Annotated in this window: 23 protein-coding genes; 11 read left to right on the forward strand and 12 right to left on the reverse strand. The window is 69.3% G+C overall.

Annotated elements, in window-relative coordinates:
* Positions 1-240: 240 nt before the first annotated feature.
* Complete coding sequence (locus JI752_RS15055) at positions 241-1896, reverse strand: hypothetical protein (protein WP_216965575.1); 1656 nt, start codon at positions 1894-1896, stop codon at positions 241-243.
* Between the two features lie 189 nt (positions 1897-2085).
* On the opposite strand from JI752_RS15055, the gene ppc reads away from it, so the two are divergent.
* The 5 genes from ppc (at position 2086) to fghA (ending at position 8796) form a co-directional block, all read left to right on the forward strand.
* Positions 2086-4830: a phosphoenolpyruvate carboxylase gene (gene ppc, locus JI752_RS15060; RefSeq protein WP_216965577.1), complete on the forward strand. Its 2745-nt coding sequence runs from the start codon at positions 2086-2088 to the stop codon at positions 4828-4830.
* A gap of 897 nt (positions 4831-5727) precedes the next feature.
* On the forward strand, positions 5728-6294 hold the full coding sequence (locus JI752_RS15065) for a DUF4136 domain-containing protein (protein WP_216965579.1): 567 nt from the start codon (positions 5728-5730) through the stop codon (positions 6292-6294).
* Positions 6295-6423: 129 nt separating this feature from the next.
* Positions 6424-6699, forward strand: a complete 276-nt coding sequence (gene frmR / locus JI752_RS15070) for a formaldehyde-responsive transcriptional repressor FrmR (protein ID WP_216965581.1) — start codon at positions 6424-6426, stop codon at positions 6697-6699.
* Positions 6700-6748: 49 nt separating this feature from the next.
* Positions 6749-7873 (forward strand): S-(hydroxymethyl)glutathione dehydrogenase/class III alcohol dehydrogenase, encoded by a 1125-nt coding sequence (locus tag JI752_RS15075; protein WP_216965583.1) that lies wholly within the window; start codon positions 6749-6751, stop codon positions 7871-7873.
* Between the two features lie 92 nt (positions 7874-7965).
* On the forward strand, positions 7966-8796 hold the full coding sequence (gene fghA, locus JI752_RS15080) for an S-formylglutathione hydrolase (RefSeq protein ID WP_216965585.1): 831 nt from the start codon (positions 7966-7968) through the stop codon (positions 8794-8796).
* 180 nt (positions 8797-8976) lie between these two features.
* On the opposite strand, the gene JI752_RS15085 is transcribed toward fghA, so the two are convergent.
* The 6 genes from JI752_RS15085 to JI752_RS15110 all read right to left on the reverse strand — a co-directional run bounded on the left by JI752_RS15085 (position 8977) and on the right by JI752_RS15110 (position 14622).
* Entirely contained in the window at positions 8977-9321 is a 345-nt protein-coding gene (locus JI752_RS15085) for a hypothetical protein (RefSeq protein ID WP_216965587.1), read from the reverse strand.
* A gap of 81 nt (positions 9322-9402) precedes the next feature.
* Complete coding sequence (locus JI752_RS15090) at positions 9403-10350, reverse strand: DegV family protein (RefSeq protein WP_216965589.1); 948 nt, start codon at positions 10348-10350, stop codon at positions 9403-9405.
* Positions 10351-10450: 100 nt separating this feature from the next.
* Complete coding sequence (locus JI752_RS15095) at positions 10451-11098, reverse strand: 2-hydroxychromene-2-carboxylate isomerase (protein WP_216965591.1); 648 nt, start codon at positions 11096-11098, stop codon at positions 10451-10453.
* Positions 11099-11108: 10 nt separating this feature from the next.
* A complete protein-coding gene (locus JI752_RS15100) occupies positions 11109-11516 on the reverse strand; it encodes a DUF1761 domain-containing protein (RefSeq protein ID WP_216965593.1) in 408 nt (135 codons plus the stop codon).
* Positions 11517-11758: 242 nt separating this feature from the next.
* Positions 11759-13039, reverse strand: a complete 1281-nt coding sequence (locus JI752_RS15105; RefSeq protein ID WP_254200995.1) for an amidohydrolase family protein — start codon at positions 13037-13039, stop codon at positions 11759-11761.
* 131 nt (positions 13040-13170) lie between these two features.
* The gene (locus JI752_RS15110) at positions 13171-14622 is read right to left on the reverse strand and encodes an amidohydrolase (protein ID WP_216965595.1); all 1452 of its coding nucleotides are present in this window, start codon (positions 14620-14622) and stop codon (positions 13171-13173) included.
* Between the two features lie 227 nt (positions 14623-14849).
* Here JI752_RS15110 and JI752_RS15115 point away from each other — a divergent pair, with 227 nt between their 5' ends.
* Positions 14850-15626, forward strand: coding sequence for an AMP nucleosidase (locus JI752_RS15115; RefSeq protein ID WP_216965597.1), 777 nt, complete (start codon positions 14850-14852; stop codon positions 15624-15626).
* Between the two features lie 57 nt (positions 15627-15683).
* Here JI752_RS15115 and JI752_RS15120 read toward each other — a convergent pair whose 3' ends face one another.
* Positions 15684-15983 carry a hypothetical protein gene (locus JI752_RS15120; RefSeq protein WP_216965598.1) on the reverse strand — a complete coding sequence of 100 codons (300 nt, stop codon included), beginning with the start codon at positions 15981-15983 and terminating at the stop codon, positions 15684-15686.
* Between the two features lie 308 nt (positions 15984-16291).
* Between JI752_RS15120 and JI752_RS15125 the strand changes: the two genes are divergently transcribed.
* Both JI752_RS15125 and JI752_RS15130 read left to right on the forward strand, forming a co-directional pair.
* The gene (locus JI752_RS15125) at positions 16292-16858 is read left to right on the forward strand and encodes a lysozyme inhibitor LprI family protein (RefSeq protein ID WP_216965600.1); all 567 of its coding nucleotides are present in this window, start codon (positions 16292-16294) and stop codon (positions 16856-16858) included.
* A 66-nt stretch (positions 16859-16924) separates the two neighbouring features.
* On the forward strand, positions 16925-17473 hold the full coding sequence (locus JI752_RS15130) for a DUF924 family protein (RefSeq protein WP_216965602.1): 549 nt from the start codon (positions 16925-16927) through the stop codon (positions 17471-17473).
* A gap of 322 nt (positions 17474-17795) precedes the next feature.
* Here JI752_RS15130 and grxD read toward each other — a convergent pair whose 3' ends face one another.
* Positions 17796-18722 carry a Grx4 family monothiol glutaredoxin gene (gene grxD / locus JI752_RS15135; RefSeq protein WP_216965605.1) on the reverse strand — a complete coding sequence of 309 codons (927 nt, stop codon included), beginning with the start codon at positions 18720-18722 and terminating at the stop codon, positions 17796-17798.
* Positions 18723-18864: 142 nt separating this feature from the next.
* Here grxD and JI752_RS15140 point away from each other — a divergent pair, with 142 nt between their 5' ends.
* Positions 18865-19665, forward strand: coding sequence for a polysaccharide deacetylase family protein (locus tag JI752_RS15140; protein WP_216965607.1), 801 nt, complete (start codon positions 18865-18867; stop codon positions 19663-19665).
* Here JI752_RS15140 and JI752_RS15145 read toward each other — a convergent pair.
* Genes JI752_RS15145 through JI752_RS15155 form a run of 3 tightly spaced genes read right to left on the reverse strand, consistent with a single transcriptional unit; the run spans position 19662 to position 22258 of the window.
* Positions 19662-20330 carry a class I SAM-dependent methyltransferase gene (locus JI752_RS15145; protein ID WP_216966124.1) on the reverse strand — a complete coding sequence of 223 codons (669 nt, stop codon included), beginning with the start codon at positions 20328-20330 and terminating at the stop codon, positions 19662-19664. The genes JI752_RS15140 and JI752_RS15145 overlap by 4 nt on opposite strands.
* A 37-nt stretch (positions 20331-20367) precedes the next feature.
* Positions 20368-20997: an SGNH/GDSL hydrolase family protein gene (locus JI752_RS15150; RefSeq protein ID WP_216965609.1), complete on the reverse strand. Its 630-nt coding sequence runs from the start codon at positions 20995-20997 to the stop codon at positions 20368-20370.
* Positions 20998-21013: 16 nt separating this feature from the next.
* Positions 21014-22258: an aminotransferase class I/II-fold pyridoxal phosphate-dependent enzyme gene (locus JI752_RS15155; RefSeq protein WP_216965616.1), complete on the reverse strand. Its 1245-nt coding sequence runs from the start codon at positions 22256-22258 to the stop codon at positions 21014-21016.
* 231 nt (positions 22259-22489) lie between these two features.
* Here JI752_RS15155 and rsgA point away from each other — a divergent pair, with 231 nt between their 5' ends.
* Complete coding sequence (rsgA, locus tag JI752_RS15160; protein ID WP_216965618.1) at positions 22490-23629, forward strand: ribosome small subunit-dependent GTPase A; 1140 nt, start codon at positions 22490-22492, stop codon at positions 23627-23629.
* 147 nt (positions 23630-23776) lie between these two features.
* Entirely contained in the window at positions 23777-25039 is a 1263-nt protein-coding gene (locus tag JI752_RS15165; RefSeq protein ID WP_216965620.1) for a flavohemoglobin expression-modulating QEGLA motif protein, read from the forward strand.
* Positions 25040-25041 lie beyond the last annotated feature (2 nt).

The raw sequence follows: 25041 nt of genomic DNA on the forward strand, positions 1-25041 counted from the left end.
AGCCGATGTTGTCGGCCGATGCCGGTTTGTGTCAGGGCTGACAAGAATGGGCCGGGGGGCAGGACAGGGGCGGGGGACGGTCCAGGCTGTCATCCCCGCCTTCGCGGGGATGACGGCTTCCGGAGCAAGGGCCCCTTCGAACGCCGGCTCACAAGAAGCGATGGGGCCGGCGCACTCCCGTGCCCCGGTGCCCCTGTCCCCTCTACGCTCGTCGGGCAGAGGGGAGGCGCGAGCCGGCGATCAGAACCGCGACGCCACCAGCTTCACATCGGCCCACTGCCACGCGGCCGCCTGGCGGCGTTCGCTGTCAGCCGCGGCGTCCTTCTGCTTGAGCTTCTTCTGCGCCTGCGCCAGGCCATGGAGCGACCAGCCGTTTTCCGGGAAGCGCTTGAGGTCTTCCTCGTACACGGCGACGGCTTCCTTCGCACGGCCCGCGTCCAGCAGCGCCGCGCCCAGGTACGGACGCACCGGCAACGGCCAGTCGGGCGGTTCGTTGTAGTTGAGCAGGTCTTCGGCGGCCACCGCCTTGCGCAGGTAGTCCAGGCCCGCCTTGGTCTGCCGGGTCGACAGCGCGAGTTCGCCCGCCAGCATGTTCTGCGCGACATCCAGCACGCGGTCGGCGCGGTTGATGTCGAACAGCACCACCTTCTCCATCGCCGGGTCCTTGGCGATGGCCTGCAGCGCCTTCAGTTCCTTGCGCGCCTGCTCCGGCTTGTCGGTGCGCACGAACGCCATGCCGCGGGCGAAGTGCCAGATCGCGCGCGGGAAGGCCACCTGCGACGGCGGCTCGGCCTGCGCGAGGATCGCGTCCCACTCGCCGAAACGCACCCGCGCGAACAGCGGCGCGACGAGGAACTGCTGCATGAAGGCCATCGCCTCCAGCTGCTGCGGGTCCACGCGCTGCGCGGTCTGGTCGGCCGCTTCGATCGCCAGCGTGCGCGAACCGTGCAGCGCCGCGGTCATCGCCGCGAAATGCCAGTTGTGCGGCACGTAGCCCAGCGGATAGGCGCCGTTGCTGCCGCGACAGACCGCGAGGAAGGCCTTGTCGGCGGTGCTCGCGGCGAGGTTGCTCAGCGTCGCGTCGTGGTAGCGGCCCACGCGGATGTAGACGTGCGCGGGCATGTGCACCAGGTGTCCCGAACCGGGCGCGAGCGCGGCGAGGCGGTCGGCGTAGGGCTCGGCGCGTTCGGGCTGATTCGAGGCTTCCACGGCATGGATGTAGTAGTGCGCCGCGCCGATGTGGCGCGGGTTGCGCTTGAGCACCGTCTCCAGCGTGCCGACGATCGCGTCGGTGTACTGCGTCGGCTGGCCCTGCGCGTTCCAGTACGCCCACGGCGTGAGGTCCATCAGCGATTCGGCGTACAGCGCGGCGATGTCGTCGTCGTCGGGGAACTGCTGGTGCGCTTCGCCCATCGCCTGCGCATAGGCCTGGTCGAGCGGTGCGCGGTCGGTCGGCGCGGGCGTGATGTAGCGCTTGGTGAGCGCGGTGATCAGCGCCTGGTCGGCGGGCTTCGCGTTGGCCGAAAGATGCTGCGCGCGCAGCGCGAGCGTGGTCGCGTCGGCGGCCAGGTCGGGCGACATCGGCAGGTTGATGTTGGGTCCCAGCACCAGCGCCTGGCCCCAGGCGCACATCGCGCATTTGGGGTCGAGCCGTTCGGCTTCGGCGAAGGCGCGCGCGGCGGCTTCGTGGTTGAAGCCGTAGGCCAGGCGCAGGCCCTGGTCGAAGTAGCGCTGCGCCTCTGGCACGCGCGTGCCGATGTCGCGGTGCAGGTCGCCGAAGGTGTCGAACAGGGGCGGCGCGGTCTCCTGTGCGGCGTCCTGGCGCGCGGGCGCGTGGCACGCGGCCAGTGACAGGCTCAGTACGGCAAGACCGAGAAGGCGGTGCAGTGGCGCCATGGTGGAACGCTCCGGCTCGAAAGGGGCATCAGGAAAAACAACGCGGCCAGCGGCAGGGGGCGGTCAGGAGTATGGCCACGGCGGCGGATGCCGGACGCACCGCCGGGCGGCTCGCGGCCCCCGGGGCGTCGCTTCGTTGCGCCTGAAACCGTCGCGCCACCCCATGTTGCAGTGCGGTAGGCTCGCGTGATGACCCGACAACCCGTGCCTGCCGCCGAGTCCGCCGAAGAACCGCTGCGCGTCGTCGATTTCGCTCCGCACGACGCCCTCCTGCGCGAAGACGTGAAAACCGTGGGCGCGCTCGTCGGCGACATCCTTGCCGAGCAGCGTGGCCCGCAGTTCCTCGCCGAGGTCGAGACACTGCGCCGCGCCGCGATCCGCCGTCGCGAGTCGAACGCGCCGGTGGGCGAACTCGCACAGGCACTGGCGGGCGTCGAACTCGAACACGCCGGCGACCTGGTGCGCGCCTTCGCCACTTACTTCCAGGCGGTGAACGTCGCCGAGCGCGTGCACCGCATCCGCCGCCGCCGCGATTACGAACGCCAGGGCGCGAGCCGCCAGCCGGGCGGCCTTCGCGATGTGCTCGCCACGCTGGCCGCGCAGGGCGTGAGCCTGGAGGAAGTGGTCGCGCTGCTGCAGCGATTGCGGATCGAGCCGGTGTTCACCGCGCATCCGACCGAAGCCGTGCGTCGCGCGCTGCTGGAAAAGGAACGGCAGATCGTCACCTGCCTGATCGACGACATCGACCGCACGCGCACACCGTACGAACACCGCGCCGACCTGGAACGCATGCGCCTGGCGCTCACCGCCAGCTGGCAGACCGCCGAAACGCCGCCGGTGAAGCCCAGCGTCGCCGACGAGTTCGAACACGTGGGCTTCTACCTGTCCGACGTGCTGTACCGCGTGCTGCCGGTGTTTTACGAGCTGTTCGAGGACGCGCTGCGCGAGACGTACGGCGAGCACGTCGCGATGCCCGCCGTGGTCGGCTTCGGCACCTGGGTCGGCGGCGACATGGACGGCAATCCGAACGTCGGCGCGGACACCATCGCCGCTTCGCTCGCCGGGCAGCGTTCGCTGGTGCTGGGGGCATATCGACAGGAAGTCGCGGCGCTGGGCGAGCTGTTGAGTCAGTCGCTGGGACGCATCGGCGTGGCGGAGACGGTGCTCGCGCGCATCGAGGAATACCGCTACCTGCTGCCCAAGGCCGCCGCCGCGCTGAAGCCGCGCCACGCCGACATGCCGTATCGCAACCTGCTGGCATTGATCGCCGCGCGCCTGCGCGCGACGACGGAGGACCACGTCAACGGTTATCCCGACGCCGCCGCCTTCCTGGCCGACATCCGGATGATCGAGGACAGCCTGCGCACGCACCAGGGCGAACACGCCGGTGGGCATGCGGTGCGGCGCCTGCGCCGGCGCGCGGAGTGCTTCGGCTTCCATCTGGCCAGCCTGGACCTGCGCCAGGATTCGGCCACGCACGACGCCGCGCTCGCCGAAGTGCTGGGCGATGCGCAGTGGGAATCGCGCACGCGCGAGAAGCGGGCGCAGCGGCTGCATCACCTGCTCGACGGCAGCGAACCGGTGCGAGGCGTCGGCAACGGCACCGCGCGGCCGACGCTGGATGTGTTCCGCGCCGTCGCACGCCTGCGCCCGCGCTACGGCGCGCACGCGTTCGGGCCCTACATCGTCAGCATGAGCCGCAGCGCGGCCGACGCGCTGGCCGTGCTCGCGCTGGCGCGCGTGGCCGGTTGCATCGACAGCGAAGGCCGCGTGCCGCTGGACGTGGCACCGCTGTTCGAAACCGTGGACGACCTCGACGCCGCCAGCGACACGCTGCGCGCGCTGTTCGCCGATCCCGTGTACCGCCGGCACCTGGCGGCGCGCGGCAACCGCCAGGTGGTGATGCTGGGCTACTCCGACAGTGCGAAGGACGGCGGCATGCTCGCCTCGCGCTGGGCGCTGCAGCGCACGCAGATCGCGCTGACCGAACTGGCGCGCGAGAGCGGCGTGCGCATCGCCTTCTTCCACGGCCGCGGCGGTTCGATCAGCCGCGGTGGCGGCAAGACCGAGCGCGCGGTGATCGCCGCGCCGCGCGGTTCGGTGGACGGCTACCTGCGCCTGACCGAGCAAGGCGAGGTGATCCACCGCAAGTACGGCATCCGCGCGATCGCGCTGCGCAATCTCGAACAGGCCACCGGCGCGGTGTTGCGTGCGACGCTGCGACCGCGTCCGCCGGAGCCGCGCGAGGAGACCTGGCGTGCGATCGCGGGCGAACTGGCCCGCGACGCGCGCGCGCACTACCGCGCGCTGGTGCACGAGAACCCGGAGTTCCCGGCTTATTTCCGCGCGGCGACGCCGATCGACGTGATCGAGCGCCTGCGCATCGGCTCGCGTCCGAGCAAGCGTGCCGGCAGCGGCGACGTGGGATCGCTGCGCGCGATTCCGTGGGTGTTCGCGTGGTCGCAGAACCGCGCCGGGCTGACCGCGTGGTACGGCGTCGGCACCGCGTTGACGAAGGCGCTGGACACGCACGGCCGCGACACGCTGACCGAGATGGCGCGTGACTGGCCCTTCTTCGGCACGCTCATCGACGACCTGGAGATGATGCTGGCCAAGTCCGACCCGGGCATTTTCGAGCAGTACTCGCGCCTGGCGGGCGAACTGCACGAGCGCTTCCACCCCGGCATCGCGGCCGAGTTCGAACGCACGCGCGCGGCGGTGCTGGCGATCAAGGGCAGCGACGAGCTGCTGGCCGGCGACTACCGACTGCGCCAGTCGATCCGCCTGCGAAATCCGTACGTCGACCCGATCAGCGTGTTGCAGGTGGACCTGCTGGCCCGCTGGCGCGAAGCCGGCCGGCCGGACGATGCGCTGTACCAGGCGCTGGTGGCTACGGTGAACGGCATCTCGGCAGGGATACAGAACACGGGGTGAGGCAGGCCGCTTACGCGGCACTGCCGCGTGGCCTGCCGAACGGCCGGCCACGGATGGCCGGACCGGGCGATCCGGAGCCGGTGCCGGTTCGCCATGGATGGCAGCCATGCACTTATCGCAGTGAGCACTGCCGCGTGGCCTGCCGAACGGCCGGCCAGGGATGGCCGGACCGGGCGACCCGGAGCCGGTGCCGGTTCGCCATGGATGGCAGCCATGCACTGATCGCAGCGAGCACTGCCGCGTGGCCTGCCGAACGGCCGGCCAGGGATGGCCGGACCGGGCGATCCGGAGCCGGTGCCGGTTCGCCATGGATGGCAGCCATGCACTGATCGCAGCGAGCACTGCCGCGTGGCCTGCCGAACGGCCGGCCACGGATGGCCGGACCGGGCGACCCGGAGCCGGTGCCGGTTCGCCATGGATGGCAGCCATGCACTGATCGCAGCGAGCACTGCCGCGTGGCCTGCCGAACGGCCGGCCACGGATGGCCGGACCGGGCGATCCGGAGCCGGTGCCGGGTCGCCATGGATGGCAGCCATGCACTGATCGCAGCGAGCACTGCCGCGTGGCCTGGCACGCAGAACGCCCTCTCCCCTTGCGGGAGAGGGACAGGCTCGCGAAGCGAGCCAGGGAGAGGGGTGCGGCCGCTGTAAGAGCACGCGCTTCGCGCGCCCCGCTTCCGGCGCTTCGTGCCACCTTCTCAGCCCTGCACTCCCTTCGGTCGCCGCGAGGGGAGAAGGGAAAAAGCACCCGCACCCGCAACTCAAACCGCACCGAACCGCACAGGCACCGCACCACCCCCGGCCCCACCTGAACCATTCAGCAAACCTCGCAACGCTTCACGCTTCCCGACACCCTTCGGGCGTATCTTCAAGCTCGCCGTCACCGTGGGAGTCGGCCATGAAACTCGCCCTTACGATCCTCTGCACCGCCGCTCTGTTCGGCGGTTGCGCGACCACGCCGGCCGTCTTCACCGACTACGACCCGGGCGTGAACTTCGGCCAGTACCAGACCTATCGCTGGACGCAGCGGCCGGAAGGCTTCTCGCCGTTGCATTCGCAGCGCCTTGTCGCCGCCGTCGACGCCAAGTTGCGCGAGCGTGGCTGGACGCAGTCGACCAACGCGCAGGTCACCCTCGCCGGCACCATCGTCACCGAGCGGCGCATGCGCGTGGACACCTGGAACAACGGCCCGATGTGGGGCGGCTGGGGCTGGGGCGGTTGCTGCTGGGGCCCGGGCTGGGGTGCGTGGGGCGGCTTCAACACCACCACCACCGTGCGCGACTACACCTACGGGACCCTCGTGCTCGACATGTTCGATGCGCAGACCCAGCGGCCGCTGTGGCGCGGCATCGCCATGGGCACCGTACCCGACTCGCCGATCGCGCAGACCAACGCGATGCAGCTGAGCGTGGACCGCATGTTTGCGCAGTTCCCGCCGGCCGCGATGGCGCAGCAGATGCCCTGAGAAAGGTGCGCGGCATCCACATCCAGGCGCGCTGACCGGCCTGCCCGCGCATGGGGAGGGATGCCTGTCGTCCGTCCGACATGCTCGTCTGTCTATACTCCACCCCAGTACCCTTCCGCCGGACCGACCGTGCCCCATTCGCCTGAAGAAAAAAAGCGCGTGCAGGCCCGTATCCGGCGGATCAAGGGCCAGGCCGATGCGCTGGAGCGCGCGCTGGAAGCCGGTGCCGATTGCGGTGCCGTGCTGCAGCAGATCGCCGCGATCCGCGGCGCCGTCAACGGGCTGATGTCCGAAGTCCTTCAGGCGCACATCCGCGAGGAGTTCGGTCAGATCGCCACGTCGGCGCAGCAGCGTTCCGCGCGCGTGACGGAGCTGGCGGGTCTGGTCCGTTCCTATCTGAAGTGATGGCGCCCGCCATCGCCCCACACCGCATTTCCCCCTTCCAGGAGTCGCCATGAAATCCCGTGCCGCCGTCGCCTTCGCCGCAGGCGAGCCCTTGCAGATCGTCGAGATCGACGTCGCACCGCCCAAGGCCGGCGAAGTGCTGGTGAAGATCACCCACACCGGCGTGTGCCACACCGATGCATTCACCCTCAGCGGCGACGATCCGGAAGGGCTGTTCCCGGTGGTGCTCGGGCACGAAGGCGCGGGCGTCGTGGTGGAGGTGGGCGAGGGCGTCACCAGCGTCAAGCCGGGCGACCACGTCATTCCGCTCTACACCGCCGAGTGCGGGCAGTGCCTGTTCTGCAAGTCGGGCAAGACCAACCTGTGCACGTCGGTGCGCGCCACGCAGGGCAAGGGCGTGATGCCCGACGGCACCTCGCGCTTCTCCTACAACGGCCAGCCGCTGTACCACTACATGGGCTGCTCGACCTTCAGCGAATACACGGTCGTCGCCGAAGTCTCGCTGGCGAAGATCAACCCCGAAGCCAATCCCGAACACGTCTGCCTGCTCGGCTGCGGCGTCACCACCGGCATCGGCGCTGTGCACAACACGGCGAAGGTGCAGGAAGGCGATTCGGTGGCGGTGTTCGGCCTGGGCGGCATTGGCCTGGCGGTGATCCAGGGCGCGCGGCAGGCGAAGGCCGGCCGCATCATCGCGGTAGACACCAATCCCGGAAAGTTCGAACTTGCGCAACAGATGGGCGCGACCGATTGCGTCAACCCGAAGGATCACGACAAGCCCATCCAGCAGGTGATCGTGGAGATGACCGGCTGGGGCGTGGACCACTCCTTCGAATGCATCGGCAACGTCAACGTGATGCGCGCGGCGCTGGAATGCGCGCATCGCGGCTGGGGGCAGTCGGTGATCATCGGCGTGGCCGGCGCGGGGCAGGAGATCAGCACGCGTCCGTTCCAACTGGTCACCGGCCGCAAGTGGATGGGCACGGCCTTCGGCGGCGTTAAGGGCCGCAGCCAGTTGCCGGGCATGGTCGAGGACGCGATGCGCGGCGACATCCAGCTGGCGCCGTTCGTCACGCACACGATGGGGCTGGAGCACATCAACGAAGCCTTCGATCTGATGCATGAGGGCAAGTCGATCCGTTCGGTGATCCATTACGAAAGCCGGGATTCGTGATTCGGGATTCGGGATTGGCAAAGGCACGCCCTCGTCCGTCCCGCCCCCACATCGAATCCCGAATCCCGCATCTCCAATCCCGGACATCACCCATGCAACGCATCGAACACCGCGCCTGCTTCGGCGGCTGGCAGCACGTTTACCGGCACGCTTCGTCCACGCTCGACTGCGAGACGAGCTTCGGCGTCTACCTGCCACCGCAGGCGGAGCAGCGCTCGTGCCCGGTGCTGTACTGGCTCAGCGGGCTCACCTGCACCGAGCAGAACTTCATCACCAAGGCCGGCGCGCAGCGCTACGCGGCCGAGCACGGCGTGATCCTGGTCGCGCCCGACACGAGCCCGCGCGGCCCGGGCGTGGCGGATGCGGAAGGCTACGACCTGGGCATCGGCGCCGGCTTCTACGTCAACGCGACGCAGGCGCCGTGGTCGAAGCATTACCGCATGTTCGACTACGTATCGCGCGAGCTTCCCGACCTGATCGAAGCGCAGTTTCCGGCGACGAAGGCGCGCGCCATCAGCGGGCATTCGATGGGCGGGCACGGTGCGCTGGTCGTCGCGCTGAAGAACCCGGGGCGTTACCGCAGCGTGTCGGCGTTCTCGCCGATCGTCGCGCCGAGCCAGGTGCCGTGGGGGCAGAAGGCGTTCGCCGCGTACCTGGGCGAGGATCGCCAGGCGTGGACGCAGTGGGATGCGACGGAGCTGGTCGCCCATGCATCCGAACGACTGCCGCTGCTGGTCGATCAGGGCGAGGCCGACGAATTCCTCGCCACGCAGCTGCAACCGCAGCGCCTGAGCGAAGCCTGCGAGGCAGCGGGCCATCCCATCGATCTGCGCCTGCGGGCCGGTTACGACCACAGCTATTACTTCATCGCCAGCTTCATCGGCGAGCACGTCGCGCATCATGCGGCGGCGTTGAAGGGCTGATTGCGGGCAGCGCCTTGCAGCTGTCATCCCCGCCTTCGCGGGGATGACGATCCGATGGTTCGCCGTGATGGGGGTGCCCGTGCGCTGCGGGCCTGGATCCCGGCCTTCGCCGGGATGACGGATCTGAAATGCTGTCGCCGAATCCCGAATCCCGAATCCCGAATCCCGAATCCCGAATCCCTACGCCGACGTCACATCCCGCAGTTCCCACGCACTCCCCGCCAGCCAGCGCAGACGCTGGCGCAGCAGCTCGCCGGGCAGGCCGGTGGTCGCGATCAGGTCGATGTGCAGATCGTCCTGTTCGCCGCGCACGACCGCGTTGGGATCGGTGGCGCCCAGTGAGGGTTCGACCGCGTCCGGATCGTCCTGCTTCGCCTTCCACCGTTCGAACAGCGAAGGTTCGCGCAACGCGGCTTCGAGCTGTTCGGCGAAGCCTTCGGCACTGACCGCGGTGAACGACAGCGACGGATCGGCGCCGCGTGCACGCTTCGCATCGGGAAGTCGGATGTAGTAACGGGCGGCCATCTCGGAACTCCTGGGTGTTTCACCCGAGTGTAGGTGCCGCCCGCCGTGGGTCGCGTGAACGCTGGCCGTTGCCGGCGAACATCACCCGGTGAACTTCTGCCCTTCCGCCGCGAAGCCCACCACCACCGCACCCTTGCCGACGTTGACCATGCCGGTCAGGCTCATCACGCTTTCGAACAACTCGACGTTGTTCGACGCGCACGCATCGCGCAGGCGTTCGTAGCCGGGCAGCACGCGCAGGCCTTCCAGCTCGCCGCCGTAGCTCAGGCACATCGTCGGGGTGAGCAGTTCGTTGCGCTCCACGCGATGCGCGGCATGTTCGAACAACTTCTGCACCGCCGGCTCGAAGCCCTTGATCTTCGCCACCGGGCCGGTTTCGCCGCGGTTGGCGTGCAGGATCGGCTTGATGTCCAGCGCGCTGCCCAGCGCGGCGCTGAGGAAGCCGACGCTGCGGTCGCCCTTGGCGCGCGCGCGGTTGCGCAGGTAGTACAAATCCGGCGGCACCATGTAGCCCTGCGTGTGCAACGCCAGGTGCTCCAGTCGCGCGCGGATCTTCGGCGCGCCTTCGCCCGCGGCGCGCAGGCGGATCGCCTCCACTGCCGTGATGCCCTGCGCGGCGAACAGGTTCTGCGTGTCGATCACGCGCAACGCGAACGGCGTCGCGTTGCCGGCCGCGGCGCGCACGGGCTTGTAGTCGTTGAGGATCGCGAAACTCGCCTGCTGCGCGTTGTCGAAGATCGGACTGCGCGTCTTGGTGATCGTCATGCAGAAGACGTAGTCGTAGTCGATCACCAGCCGCTGCAGGAACAGGTCCTGGATCTGCTGGACCGTGTACGGCATGGTCTGCGCTTCGTGGCCGCGTTCGGCGACGTGCGCATGCAGGAATTCGAGCGTGGCTTGCTCGTCGCGGTGATCGGCGAGGACGGCTTCGCCAATGCGGACGGTGATCGGCAGCACGGTGACCTCGTGCTGTTCGAGATACTGCAAAGGCAGGTCGCAGGCGGAATCGACGACGAGTCCGATGCGCATGGTTCCCCTCCCGGAAAAAGCGCTGGCTTTCGAAGTGTGACGGCCAGCATAACCTGTTCGAGACGGATGTCCGTGCGGCGGCGCCGCATGACGCTGCGCGTCAGCGTCGGCGCTGCAATCCCACCGGGAGTTCGCTCAACCGGCGCATTTCCTCGTCCTGCAGAACGGCCGGGTCGTGCAATGCGGCCAGGGCGAAGTCGAAGGCGTCGTTGCCCCAGAACAGCTCGCCGCCGATGGAGAGCGTCGGCACGCCGTAGACGCCGGCGGCGATCGCGGCGTCGGTGTTGGCGCGCAGCGCGGCCTTGGTGGCGTCGGCTTCCAGCGCGTCGGCGGGGACGTCCAGCGCGGCCATCAGCGGCACCAGTGCCTCGACGCTGTCGCCGGCGCGGCCGTGGTTCCACAGCCAATCGAAGACCGAATCCACGGCCTCGGGCGTATCGCCGGCGGCGATGCTCAGGCGCAGCGCGGCCAGCGGGTTGAACGGATGCGTCGGCGGAAAGCGCAGCGGCACGCCGGCCTGCCGCGCCAGCCACAGCACGTGCCGGTAGGTGAACTCGCGTTTGCCGGGGATCTCCGCCGGGCCCTTCTGCCCGCACGCGTCCAGCACCGCGGCGAAGACGATCGGCACCAGCCGCACCGGCGGCTCGCCGGCGTTCTCGCGTTCGCGCAGCAGCGGCTTCAGGCGCTGCCACTGCAGGTACGAGAACGGCGAGATGAAATCGAAGTACCAGACCAGCGGCGCGGTCATCGCGGTGCCCTCAGCGCCACGCGCCCAGGATCAGCCCGTACAGGCTGAACTGCACGATGTGGTAGCCGGCGTCGATCATCCACAGCTTCAGGCTGCGCTGGGCGAAGGCGTAGTTGATGCCGAAGCTCATCGCCACGAAGAACAGGCCGGTGACGAAACCCAGCCCGAAGCCTTGCACGGCCGTGAAGCCGGGCGGCAGTGACGCGCCGAAGATCAGCGCCGCCAGCAGGCTGCACACGAACGCGACGGCGAAGATGCGTGCCGGATGCGAAGGCGCGGAGTCGGGATCGATGCCGGCCTCCCGGCACCACGCACGCTTGAACAGCGGCCCGTACCAGATGCCGCCCAGGACGAAGGCGGACACGGCGGCGGCGATCACCGCGAGCCAGTTGAGGTCGATGTGCGGAAGCGAAGGCATGGGCGGTCCCCGGGAATGGCGGGCGCGGTGCGTGCCCGTGGTGGGCAGCATAAGCCCCGGAAGTTCGCCGGTCTCCTTCTCGTGCCCGAAGAGCCCGCCCTGGACTTGGTCCAGGGGCGGATGAGGGGAAACGAAGCGGCAGCCGTGAAATCACGGTGCCCTACCGCACCGCAGATTTTGCCTTCCTCACTCCGTTGCCCCTCACCCCAACCCCTCTCCCGATGGGAGAGGGGCTTGCAGCTTCAGCGACCCTGCGCCGGATACGCCCGCGGCAAGCCGCCTTCCGCCGCCGGTGTGCCGGTGCGCAGGTAGCGGTCGCGCAGTTCGGTCTGGCGACTGCGCATCGGGATCGCGCGGCCGTCCATCCACACCTGCATGGCGACGGTGTTCACTTCCAGCGGATCGCCGCTCCACAGCACCAGGTCCGCGCGCTTGCCCGGAGCGATGGTGCCGATGCGGTCGGCGACGCCGAACGTCTCCGCCGGCACACGCGTGAGGCCGGCAAGGCCGTCCTCCCACGACAAGCCGTTGGCGACCGCGTTGCCGGCCAGCTGGCGGATCTTGCGCGCGTTGTGCGAGGCATCGCCCGCCTGCGAGAAGCCCACCTGCACGCCCGCCGCGCGCAGCCGCGCCGCGTTCTCCATCGTCGCGCCGATCTGGTCGAAGTCCGACGGCAGATTCCCCAGCGGATTGACGAACACCGGCACCTTCGCGCTCGCCAGCATCGGCGCCACGCGCCAGGCCTCGGCGCCGCCGGCGATGGCCACGCGCACGTTGTGACGCTCCGACCAGCGCAGCAGCTGGCGGATGTCGGCGGCACGATCCACCGCCACCACCACGCGACCGCCGCCGCCGATGTACCTGCCCAGCGCGGCGCGACCGGCCGGTGTCAGCAGCGCGGCGTTGGCGTCCGGCGGAATGCGCCCGCGCACCTCGTCGATCAACTGGTCCAGGATCATCCACTGCGCCGCGCGCGAATTGCCCGACAGCCCGGCCGCATCACCGCCGATGCGCAGGAACAGCTCGCGCGGCCCGATCGGATCGGCGCTGCCGTCCAGCCGCACCACGCCGCCCTGGCCCGCGACGATCGAACCGCCCGTCGCGGTACCCGCGCCCAGCAGCGTCCAGCCGATGCCCTCGATGCGCGTCACCGGAATCAGGATCGAATCCGGATTGAAGGCCAGCGTCACGTCGAACTCCGGCCGCACCGTCATCTGCTTGGTGTCGGCGCCCAGCGCGAGCGTGTCGTCGACGGTGGCCTTCTCGCCGGAGACTTCCTCCAGCCCGATCTCGGTGATGCCGCCGAACAGCGTCGGCGTCACCGGCTTGCCCTGCGCGTCGATCACCTGCGCGCCGGCCGGCGCGGAAAGCCCCGTGCCGACGGCGCGGATCGTCCCTCCGGAGACCAGCACGTCGGCGTTCTTCAGCGTGCCCTGCGCGCCGGCGGTGTGCACGGTCGCGTTGCGGATCAGCAGTTCCTGCGCACCGGCGGACATCGACGCCAGCAGCAGGCCGATCAGCAGGAAGCTGCGGCCGGAGGAATGGAAGTACGACCAGCCGGCCTGGCGTTCGCAGCAGGCCAGGTCGAACGTGTCGGTCGGGCGGTTGTGCCGCGAGCGACCCAGCTGGATGAAGCGTGTATCGATGAAGCGCCTCACTGGACACCTCCGTTGGCAGCGGCGCCCTGGCCGATCATGAAGTCCGACACCGGCTGGCGCGAACGGTCGTTGCGGTCGAACACGCGCGCGCCGTCGATGTAGACCTGCTCGGCGTGGGCGTAGACGCTGAAGGGATTGCCGTTCCAGACGACCACGTCGGCCATCTTCCCGGCCTCCAGCGTGCCGGTCTTGTCGAGGATGCCCAGCGACTTGGCCGCGTTCTGCGTCATCCAGCGGATCGCCCGCTCCGGCGGGATGTCCATGCCGACCAACTGCGCATGGGCCATCACCTTCGCGGCCTCCTGGTTGAGGCGCTGGATGCCTTCCTCCGAATCCGAATGCACGATCGCGCAGCTGTTGGGCGGGCGGTCGACCAGGGCGAGGTTCTCCTGGATGCCGTCGAAGGCCTCCATCTTGAAGCCCCACCAGTCGGCCCACAGCGCGCCGCAGACGTTCTCGGCGGCGAGGCGGTCGGCCAGCTTGTAGGCCTCCACGCCGTGGTGGAACGCGGCGACCTTGAAGCCGAATTCCTTGGCGAGGTCGAGCATCACCGCCATCTCGTCGGCGCGGTAGCAGTGGATGTGCACCTGGATGTCGCCGTTGATCGCGCCGGCCAGCGTGTCCATCTTCAGGTCGCGCTTGCCGCCGGTGTCCTTCTCGCTGTCGGCGTTGCCGTTGGAGCTGGACCACCAGCGCTTCTTCTTCGGCTCGCCCTCGGCCGCCTTCTTGCCGCCGTTCTTGCGCAGGTACTCACTGGCGTCGATGAACGCCGCGCGGTAGCCGGCGACGTTGCCCATGCGCGTGGCCGGGCCGCTCTTCTGGCCGTAGACGCGCTTGGGGTTCTCGCCGCAGGCCATCTTCACGCCCCACGGCGCGCCGGGGAATTTCATCGCCTGGTACGTCGTGGCGGCAACGTTCTTCAACGTCACGCCACGCCCGCCGACCAGATTGGCCGAGCCGGGCAGCACCTGCAGCGAGGTGATGCCGCCGGCCAGCGCGGTGGCGAAGCCCGGGTCCTGCGGCCAGATCGAATGCTCCGCCCAGACGTTGGAGGTCACCGCGCCGGTCATTTCATTGCCGTCGCTGTGCGCGCTGACGCCGGGACTCGGGTACACGCCCAGGTGCGAATGCACGTCGATCAGGCCCGGCGTCACCCACTTGCCGGTGCCGTCCACACGGGTCGCGCCGGCCGGGGCCTGCAGCGACGGCCCGACCGCGACGACCTTGCCGTCCTGCAGCAGCACGTCCGCGCCGTCGAGGCGCTGGCCGGTGCCGGTGAGCACGGTCGCGCCGGAAATGAGCACCGGCGCGGCTGCGATGCGCTGGTAGGTGCTGGGATACGGGTCCTCGATGAAGCGGGACTTGGAAGCGGTCGATCCGGACTCCGCGGCGTACGCGGAGCCGATCGACAGCACCGCGACGAGCGCGGCGGTCAAAGGTCGAAGCATGGATGTCCCGGGGAAAGTGCGGCTCGTAACCTTCGCACCGTAGCCGCGGCGGCGGCGGGATGCCAACCCTGACGATGGTCATGGCGCTCGGGATTGGAGATTCGAGATTCCGGATTGGTGAATGCGGTCACGGAGGCGCACCTGCATCCTGACGCGCAGGCAGACGGCTACCTCTGCCTGCATTCGCGGCCGTATGCTTCTGCGAATCCCCATTCCCGAATCCCGCCATGAAAGACAAGGAACAGATCGTCGACAACTGGCTGCCGCGCTACACCGGCGTGCCGCTGGACCAGTTCGGCGAACACATCCTGCTGACCAACTTCGGCGGCTACGTCGGCAAGTTCGCCAGCATGACCGGCGCGCCCGTGGTCGGCATGGACCGCCCGATGCCCAGCTGCACGCACGACGGCATCACGATGATCAACTTCGGCATGGGCAGTCCCAATGCCGCGACCATCATGGACCTGCTCAGCGCGATCTCGCCCAAGGCCGTGCTGTTCCTGGGCAAGTGCGGCGGACTGAAGAAGAAGAACCTGCTGGGCGACCTGATCCTGCCGATCGCGGCGATCCGCGGCGAAGGCACCAGCGACGACTACCTGCCGCCGCAGGTGCCGGCACTGCCGGCGTTCGCGTTGCAGCGCGCGGTGTCGACGATGATTCGCGACCTCGGCCACGACTACTGGACCGGCACGGTCTACACGACCAACCGCCGCGTCTGGGAGCACGACGAAGCCTTCAAGGAGCGTCTGCGCGCGATGCGCTGCATGGCCATCGACATGGAGACTGCGACGATCTTCGCCGCCGGCTTCGCCAACCGTATTCCGTGCGGCGCGCTGCTGTTGGTGTCGGACCAGCCGATGATTCCCGAGGGCGTGAAGACCGAAGCGTCGGATGCGCGCGTCAGCGCCGACTATGTCGACAACCACATCAACGTCGGCATCGAAGCGCTGCGGCTGATCCGTCGCAATGGCAAGTCGGTGCGACACCTGCGCTTCGACGAATGACGCAAAAAGCGAAGGCCGGCGGATGCCGGCCTTCGCGACGAGCCGCGGCGTTGCGGGTCAATCGCACGCCATCTGCCATTCGGTGGTCTGGGTGTCTTCGTTGAACACCTGCTCTGCCACGCAGGCCGGTGGCGGTGCCGATGCGGCCGGCTGCAGCGAAGCACTCAGGGACTGCGTGTCGGGCGTTCCCGAGGATGGGCCGCAGATCTTGTAGATCGGCGGCAACGGCTGTCCGGCGGGCACGCAGTACACCCGTGGCGGGCTGCAGACCAGATAACAGTTGTAAGCCTGCGCGGTGGCGGAAACGGGAATGAACAGGGCCGCCAGCGGGAGGGCGGCGAGGAGCATGTGCTTCATGGGATTTCCCTCAGGATGGGAAGCGGAGCGGGGGAATCGGCGCGGCTCCAGGTGAGGGTATCGAAGGCCCGGTGGGCCTTCCACGAAGGGCGCGGATTCAGTCTTGTGCAGCCGACGTCAAGGTCGCGTGGACGAGGGTCACACTCAGTGGGAACGTTTCGCGTTCATCCGGGCCGGCCACGCCTGGGCCCCAGCCAGCTCGGCCACCGCCACCTGAATACCCTGGCGCGGCCCGCGGGCCCGGGGTCGCATCGCCTGCGACCTCCTCCGGGCACACTGGGCACCTGGACGAGAGAGGGGGCGTGATCATGGAGAAGCTGGTGTACCTGGCGCTGGGCGCCGCACTGACCTGGATGTTCTATTTCATCCAGCGCCGGGTGGAGAGGCGCGGCGCGGTGGAGGCGATCGAGCGCAACCAGAAGCTCCTCGACCTCAAGACGGGCCTGGACGAATCCAACACCAACCTCGACGACCTGCGCCGCCTGGAGCAGCGCCTGATCGGCAAGGCCGAGACCGCCGCGCGCATCGCCGACAACTACTTCAGCAAGGCCGAGGAAGTCGCGCGCCAAAGCGACGACATCGCAGTGACCCAGCACGACATGAACCAGCAGGCGCTGGACGAATTCCAGCGCGCCGACGCGCGCCTGGGCACGGTGGTGGCGCATCTTCGCCGCCAGCTCGACGAGGAAACGCTCGCCATCTTCGACGATGCGCACCGCAGCTGGCTGCAGTTCCGCGATCGCTATGCGCGCTTCGTTTCGCAGTCCTACGCAGGCGGTTCGATCCGTCCGCTGATCCACGCCGTCACGCTGGAAAGCGTCACCGAACTGTGGACGAACGAGCTGGAGACGCAGCTGGGCGACGAGTCGGTGTGACGGCGTTGCGGGCGTGTCGCCCGCGCGTGTCCGTTACCCTACGGGCCCCACTTCGACGAGCCGCGCATGTCCATCGCACCGCACGACGTCCTCGCCTTCTGGCACGAGGCCGGATACGACCGCTGGTTCTCGCGCGACGACGGTTTCGACGCGCGCTGCCGCCGTGATTTTCTCGACGCGCATTTCGCCGCCGCGCAGCGCGAACACGAACACTGGATGGACACCGCCGAAGGTGCGCTGGCGCTGGTGATCCTGCTCGACCAGATACCGCGCAATGTCTTCCGCAACAGCGGGCACGCGTTCGCCACCGACTCGCTCGCGCGCCACTACGCCGCGCGTGCGATCGATCGCGGCGACGATGTCGTCGTCGATCCGGCGCTGCGGCCGTTCTTCTACATGCCCTTCGAGCATTCCGAGGCGATGGCCGACCAGGAACGCTCGGTCGCGCTGACCTCGACGCTGGGGGGCGAGTCGGGCGCGAGCTATCTCGACTATGCGCGCCGGCATCGCGACGTGATCGCGCGTTTCGGCCGCTTCCCGCATCGCAATCGCGTGCTCGGCCGCGACTCTACGGCCGAGGAGCGCGAATGGCTGGATGCGGGCGGGGGGTTCTGAGGGATTGGAACCTCGATGAGCCATGCGGTCATCCCCGCGAAGGCGGGGATGCAGCGCGCAGGCCGATCGCACTCGACGGAGGGCGTGAGGGATCGGACAGTTGGATCCCCGCCTTCGCGGGGATGACGATCGGACGACTGAGAGGGTGCGGGCCTGGGTCCCGGCCTTCGCCGGGATGACGGCTTCTGAAACGCTTTCCCGATTCCCGATTCCCGATTCCCGATTCCCGAATCCCGAATCCCGAATCCCGAATCCCGAATCCCGAATCCCGAATCCCGAATCCCGAATCCCGAATCCCGAATCCCGAATCCCGAATCCCGAATCAGTACTTCGGAATCCCCGCGTCGAAGTCGGCCCATGCGTCGATGCCGCCGACGATGTTGTAGACCTCGCGGAAACCCAGGCCGCGGAAGTGTTCCGCCGCCTGCTGGCTGCGACCGCCGTGGTGGCACAGGAACGCCAGCGGCGTGTCCTTCGGCAACGCCTGCAGGGCGTCGGTGCCGTGGTCGAGCGTGTCGAAGGCGACCGGCGCGGTGGCGAAGGCGCGTTCCGCCGCCGGGCGCACGTCGACCAGGCGCAGCGCACCGGCGCGCACGCGCGCGTCGACCTCGTGCGGGGTGATCTCGCGCACCGGCGGCGCGGCGAGCGGGTGATGCACCGACAGGCCGCGACCGCGCTGGTCGTCGACCCAGTCGATGGTGATGCCGTCGGCGCGACGCGCCTGCAGCGGATCGGTCTGCAGGCGCACGCCCTCGACTTCGACCGCCACCGCGTTGGCATCCGTCGGCGCCAGTTGCAGGCGCACGGTATGGCGCGCATCGACGTCGATCTGCACCGCATAGCCGCCACCGGCGTTGGCGATGGCGCTGCGCAGCATCTCCAGCGCGGCGGGGGTGATGCTCAGCTCGGGCGGGCTGCGGTCCGGCGGCGGCAGGCCGAGCGCGCTGTGCAGCTCGCCGCTGCCGGCCATCTGCTCGACGATGTCGCTGCCGCCGACCAGTTCGCCGTCGATGTACAGCTGCGGGATCGTCGGCCAGTTGCCGTACTGCTTGATGCCCTCGCGGATCTCCGCGTCGGCCAGCACGTTCACGTGCGCGTAGCCCTGCGGCAGCAGCGCGTTGAGCACGCCGACGGCCTTGGCCGAGAAACCGCACTGCGGTGCCTCGGGCGCGCCCTTCATGAACAGGACGACGCGGTTGGACTGCAGCAGGGTTTCGATGCGCGAACGCAGCGCGGGGTCGAGCGACATGGGCGGGCTACCGGATGCGGTGGGAATGGGGTGCATGTGGGGGCGAGGCGGGCGTTTGGCAAGCGCACGACGCTCCCTCCCCTGCAAGCAGGGGGAGGGGCGAAAGCAGAAGAGATCGGAAGTCGTCCCGTACCATCCCCCCATGCCTCCCGTTTCGTTCCATCAGCCTCCCCGCCACCCGCACGCCTGGGCCTGGGTCTTCATCGCCTCGCAATTAGCGGTGATCGCGATCTGGTGGGCCTGGGGCTGGAAGGCCGGCCTGCCGACGCTCGCCGTCACGCACCTGGCGCTGGTCTGGGCCACGCTGCGCCCGCAGTCGCGCGTGCTCAGTCCAGTCCTGAACCGGCTGCCGACCGGCGACCGCGCCGTCTGGCTCACCATCGACGATGGCCCCTCCGACGACACCCGCGCCATCCTCGACCTGCTCGACGCCCACCGCGCGCGGGCCACGTTCTTCCTGGTCGGCGCGCGTGCGCAGGCGCGGCCGGAGCTGGTGGCGGAGATCGTCCGCCGCGGCCACGGCATCGGCCAACACAGCCACACCCATCCGCAGGCCTGGTTCTGGGCGTTGCCGCCGCATGCGATGCGCGCGCAGATCGACCAGGCGCAGTCCGTGCTGACCTTCCTCACCGGCACGCGTCCGCGCTGGTTCCGTGCGGTGGTGGGAATGGCGAATCCGTTCGTGGCCGCGCAGCTCAAGCGCCACGGGCTGGCGCGCGTGGCGTGGTCGGCGCGCGGGTACGACGCCGTGCTGCGCGATCCGGCCGGCGTGGTGGCGCGCATCGAGCGCGATCTCGCCCCCGGCGCGATCGTCCTGCTGCACGAAGGCGCCGCACACGGGCGCAATGTCGAAACCCTGGCCGCGCTGCTGGGCCGGCTCGACGCGCTGGGTTACCGCACCGTGTTGCCCGAAGACATCGAAACCCTGCCCGCCGCCGCCTAACCCGCACGCGTGGCGACGATGCGCCAGTTGTTGAACGGCGTGTTGCCGCGCAGCGGTATGAACTCGGAATGCAGGCCGGCGGCGAGGAAGCGCGCGCGCAGCATCTCCGCATCCGGGTAGTGGATCGGCGCGGCATTCATCCAGCCCACCACTTTGGCGAAGATGTCGACGGCACGCGTGACCTGCGCACGGTGGCTGCCGTCGGCCAGGCCGGTGCGGATCACCAGCTTCGCGCCGGGTTCGAGCATGCCGATGAACGTATCGATGGCGCGCATCTGCGCGTCGGCGGGCACGAACTGCATCACGTCCAGCAGCGCGACGCTGCCGCGATGCGTCGGCAGTTCGGCGCCGAGGTCGGCGGTGCCGAACTCGACGTCCGCCAGTTCCCGCCGCTGCGACGCCCGACGCGCGCGTTCGACCTTGCTGGCATCGTTGTCGTAGCCGCGGTAGGGCATCGTCTGTCCGTCCGCGCGCAGCGCGTGGGCGAGCAGGCCCAGCCCGCAGCCGATGTCGAGCAGCGGCGCGCGCGTGCCGCGCAGGACATCGCACACGCCGGGATACAGCGGATCGGTGCCGAGCTTGGTGCGCGCGTAGTAGTAGTCGTAGCGAACGTTCCAGCGCGGCATGAAGGCGCGCGCGATGTCCTCGGCGCGTTGCGCGGGCAGCGGGCGGATCAGGCCATCGACACGCATGTCCCGGTCCTCAGCGCTGCAGCAACGCGCGGGCGGCCGGCAACGCCAGCGCGGTCCACAGCGTGTACATCGCGGCCGAAGGATGCAGGCCGTCCTCGGCGAGCATCTCAGGCTCCGCGCCACGCTCGCGCGACACCGGCGTGACGTCGACGAAGGTCACGCCGTGCGCCTCGCACACCACCTGCGCGGCGGCGTTGAAGGCGTCCAGTTCGGTGGCGATGGTCTGCGGCGTGGCCTTCGTGGTCTTTACGAAAGGTGTGACGCCCCAGTCCGGGATCGACAACACGAGCACGCGGTCGCCGCGACCACGCGCGTAGCGGATCGCGCGTTGCAACAGCGCTTCGAAGTCGCCGCGGTAGTCCGTGGCGCTGCGGCCGCGGTACTGGTTGTTCACGCCGATCAGCAGCGTGACGAAATCCCATTCGCCCAGAGGCTCCGCACCGTCGATGCCCCAGGCGAGCTCGTCGGTGGTCCAGCCGGTGGTGGCGATGATGCGCGGATCGGCCAGGGCGATGCCTTCTTCACGCAGCGCGGTCGCCAGCTGCACCGGCCAGCGGCCGGCTTCCGCGACGCCTTCGCCGATGGTGTAGCTGTCGCCCAGGGCGAGGAAGGACAGCGCGGGCGCAGGCGGGCTCGACATCGGCATGTCCGGTCGCTCAGGCCACCGCCGCCTGCGCGTCGGATTGCGCGTAGCGGTCGAGCAGGCATTCGATGCGGCGGAACACCTCGCGCAGATCGTCCGGCTGCGGCAGCAGCGTCACGCGGAAATGGTTGCGATAGGGCACGTTGAAGCTCGAACCCGGGACGACGAGCACGTCCTGCGTTTCCAGCAATTCCAGCGCGAAGCGGTGGTCGTCGAAGCCCTGCGCGGCGTCGCCGGTCACGGCCGGGAACGCGTACAGCGCACCGGCCGGCGAGACCAGTTGCAGGTGTTTGCTCTGCGCGATGCTTTCGATCACCGCGCGGCGCGCTTCGAACAGGCGACCGCCCGGCGCGCACAGCGGCGCGATGGTGTCTTCGCCGTGCAGCGCGGCTTCGATGGCGAACTGCCCCGGCACGTTGGCGCACAGGCGCAGCGCGCCGAGCAGGTCCATCGCATGGTGCAGGTTGCCGCTGGCGACCGGATCGCCCGACAGCACCGCCCAGCCCACGCGCCAGCCACAGGCGCGATGCACCTTGCTCAGGCCGCCGAAGGACAGGCACGGCAGGTCGCCGGCGATCGGCGCGATCGGCGTGAAGTTGGCTTCGCCGTACAGGATCGAGTCGTAGATCTCGTCGCACATCAGCAGCAGCTTGTGGCGCTGGGCGATGGCGACGATCTGCTCCAGCAGCTCGCGCGGGTACGCCGCGCCAGTGGGATTGTTCGGGTTGATCAGCACGATCGCGCGCGTGCGGCTGGAGACCAGCGAGGCGATCTCGTCCGGATCGGGCAGGAAGCCGTTCTCCGGCAGGCAGCGGTAATAGACCGGGCGGCCGTCGTTGAGGATGGTCGCGGCCGACCACAGCGGGTAGTCGGGCGAGGGCAGCAGCACTTCGTCGCCCGGGTTCAGCAGGGCGCGCAGCGACAGGTCGATCAGCTCACTCACGCCGTTGCCGACGAACACGCGCTCCGGGCTGGCATTGGGCGTGCCGCGCTGCTTGTGGAAGGCGGCGATGGCCTCGCGGGCCTGCGGCAGGCCCTGCTGGTGGGTGTAGGGGTCGGTGTCGCTGATGCGGTCGGCGATCGCGCGCTGCAGGTGTTCCGGCGCCCGGAAGCCGAACGCGCCCGGATTGCCGATGTTGAGCTTGATCAGCTTGCGGCCCTGGGCCTCCAGCTCGCGGGCTCGCCGTGCCAGTTCGCCGCGGATTTCGTAACGGACTTCGGAGAGGCGTTCGCGGGTCTTCACGGGGGGCAGGGACATTGCTGCGGGATGTATGGGGGTTCGGAGGCCCAGACTAGCCGAAACCGCGGCCGGGTACAGCGATGAAAGCCGCGGGAATGGTGCCGAAGCCGCCGCCGAAATCGCTGCAGTGCCGGCGATCTCCTTCGAAACTTCCAACGCAGTGAACAACGCGATGCGTCCGCGAATCCCCACCCGCCGCGCGGCCGCACTAGAATCCCGGGCCATGACCCCCTCATTGCGCCGCGCTTGATGTCCACCTTCGATGCCCTCCGGGCGATCGGCTGGCCGCTCCCCGCGGACGCGCCGGCGCCGGACGGCGCATCGCAGGCCGACTCGCAGTGGCACGCGCTGATCGCGCAGCACCCGCAGGCCCGGCCGGCGCGGGTGATCGAGCAGCATCGCAGCGGCTACGTGGTGGCCGACGGGCCGGACAGCGGGTTCCCGGTCGAGTCCCTGCCCGAATGGCAGCGCCCGCCCGGCTATCGCAAGGGCACGGTCACCATCGACCAGCGCCCCGGCGTGGGCGACTGGCTGCTCATCGAGGGACGCAAGGCCGTGGCCCTGCTGCCGCGGCGCAGCGCGATCAAGCGCGGCGCCGCAGGCGAGCACTACCAGCAGCAGCTGATTGCCGCCAACGTCGACACGGTGTTCGTGGTCTGCGGCCTGGATGCCGATTTCAATCCGCGTCGCATCGAGCGCTACCTGCTGCTCGTGCGCGGCGGCGGCGTGGAGCCCGTGGTCGTGCTGACCAAGGCCGACCAGGCGACGGCGACCGATGCCGAGGCCCTGCCCGAAGCGATGGCGGCGCTGGTCGAACTGGCTGCGCAGGGCGTGGCGGTGCGCGCGGTCAACGCCAAGGACCCCGACAGCGTCGCGGCGCTGGGCGAGTGGCTCGGGCCGGGCCGCACGGCGGTGCTGATCGGCAGTTCCGGCGCGGGCAAATCCACGCTCACCAACACCTTGCTCGGCATCGAGAAGATGAAGACCAGCGCCGTTCGCCAGAGCGACTCGCGCGGCCGCCACACCACCACGCACCGCGCGCTGATCCCGCTGCCGACCGGCGCCTGCCTGATCGACACGCCCGGCATGCGCGAACTCAAGCCGACGGGCGAGGAAGACGTCGCGGAGAATTTCAGCGATGTCGAGGCGCTGGCCGAGCAGTGCCGCTTCCGCGACTGCAAGCACGCCAAGGAGCCCGGCTGCGCGGTGCGCGCGGCGATCGAGGCCGGCAAGCTCGATCCGCAGCGCTTCGCCAACTACCTCAAGCTCAGCGACGAGGTCGCCGGCGCGGCGAACAAGCTCGCCAACCGCCGCGCCCAGAAGGCCGAGGAAAAGGTGGTCGGCAAGGCGCTCAACAAGCGTCTCGACGAAAAATATGGGCGGCATTAGGCGCGCGCGAGTTCGTGAGGTTCTGCTCCCTCCCCTGCTTGCAGGGGAGGGTTGGGGAGGGGGCGCGAAGCCGCATCGCGGCGAGCTCGGCGCCGACGCGCCTCACGTCCCCTCCCAACCTCTCCCTGCAAGCAGGAAGAGATAGATATGGACACCCTCGCCCCCGACATCGCCCACCACGCCGCCCTCGACGCGCGCATGGTTGCCGCCGCGCGGGACATCCGCCTGCTGGCGCGGGTGAGCTGGCCGGCCGGGCAGGAGGCGAACTTCCTCGCCGAGTACGAACGCGGCGCGGTGAAGCTGCCCCAGCCGGAGTACCCCAGGCTCGACTTCAGCCAGACCCGCGCCGAACTCGACGCGATCATCGCCGCGGCCGATCCCGCGCACCCGCTGGGCGAATACCTGATCGAATCCGCACGCAGCTGGTCGATCGCCGCCGCGCTGTGCGAACGCCTGGGCACGCGCGAGGTGACCGACCTGTCGGTGCAGCTGTTCGGCCGCCCCGACGAAGCGCTTCCCGGCGACGGCCCGACCACGCGCGAGGCCGCGCGTCATTTCATCTCCATCGCCGACGAACTCGACCACCAACTCATGGCCCCGGCCGAGCACGTCACCATCTCCGCCACCGCGCTGCAGCTGCAATTGCAGCGCGAACTCGACGACTACTTCGACGGACGCGTGATCGAGGTGGTGCTCGATCCGGACCTCATCGCCAAGGCCGCGGCCGGCGCCACGCGCATCCGCCTGCGTCACGGCGCGGCGTTCAGCGATTACGACCGCCACCAGTTGCTGCAACACGAAGCCTTCGTGCATTCGCTGACCGCGCTCAACGGCCGCGAACAGCCGGTGCTGGCGAGCATGGCGCTGTCCTCGCCGCGCATCACCGCCACGCAGGAAGGGCTGGCGACGTTCGCCGAGCAGATCACCGGCAGCATCGACATCGGCCGCATGAAGCGCATCAGCCTGCGCATCGAGGCCGTGGCGATGGCGCTGGGCGGTGCGGATTTCATCGAGGTGTTCCGTTATTTCCTCGATGCCGGGCAGTCACCGGAAGACAGCTTCTCCTCGGCCCAGCGCGTGTTCCGTGGCGTGCCGACCACGGGCGGCAGCGCGTTCACCAAGGACACCGTGTACCTGCGCGGGCTGGTCGGCGTGCACACCTTCTTCCGCTGGGCGCTGCGCGAGCAGAAGCTGCAACTGTGCCGCTGGCTCTTCGCCGGCAAGATGACGCTGGCCGACGTGCAGCGCTTCGAGCCGCTGTTCGCCGACAACGTCCTCAAACCCGCGCGCTGGTTGCCGCAATGGGTGGCCCGCGCCAACGGGCTGGCGGGCATGCTGGCCTTCTCGCTGTTCGCCAACCGGATCCAGATGGACCGGATCATGGCGGACGGCCACGTTCCGGACCTGTGAAT

It is taken from the genome of Lysobacter sp. MMG2, from assembly GCF_016735495.2.
Taxonomy (GTDB): domain Bacteria; phylum Pseudomonadota; class Gammaproteobacteria; order Xanthomonadales; family Xanthomonadaceae; genus Lysobacter_J.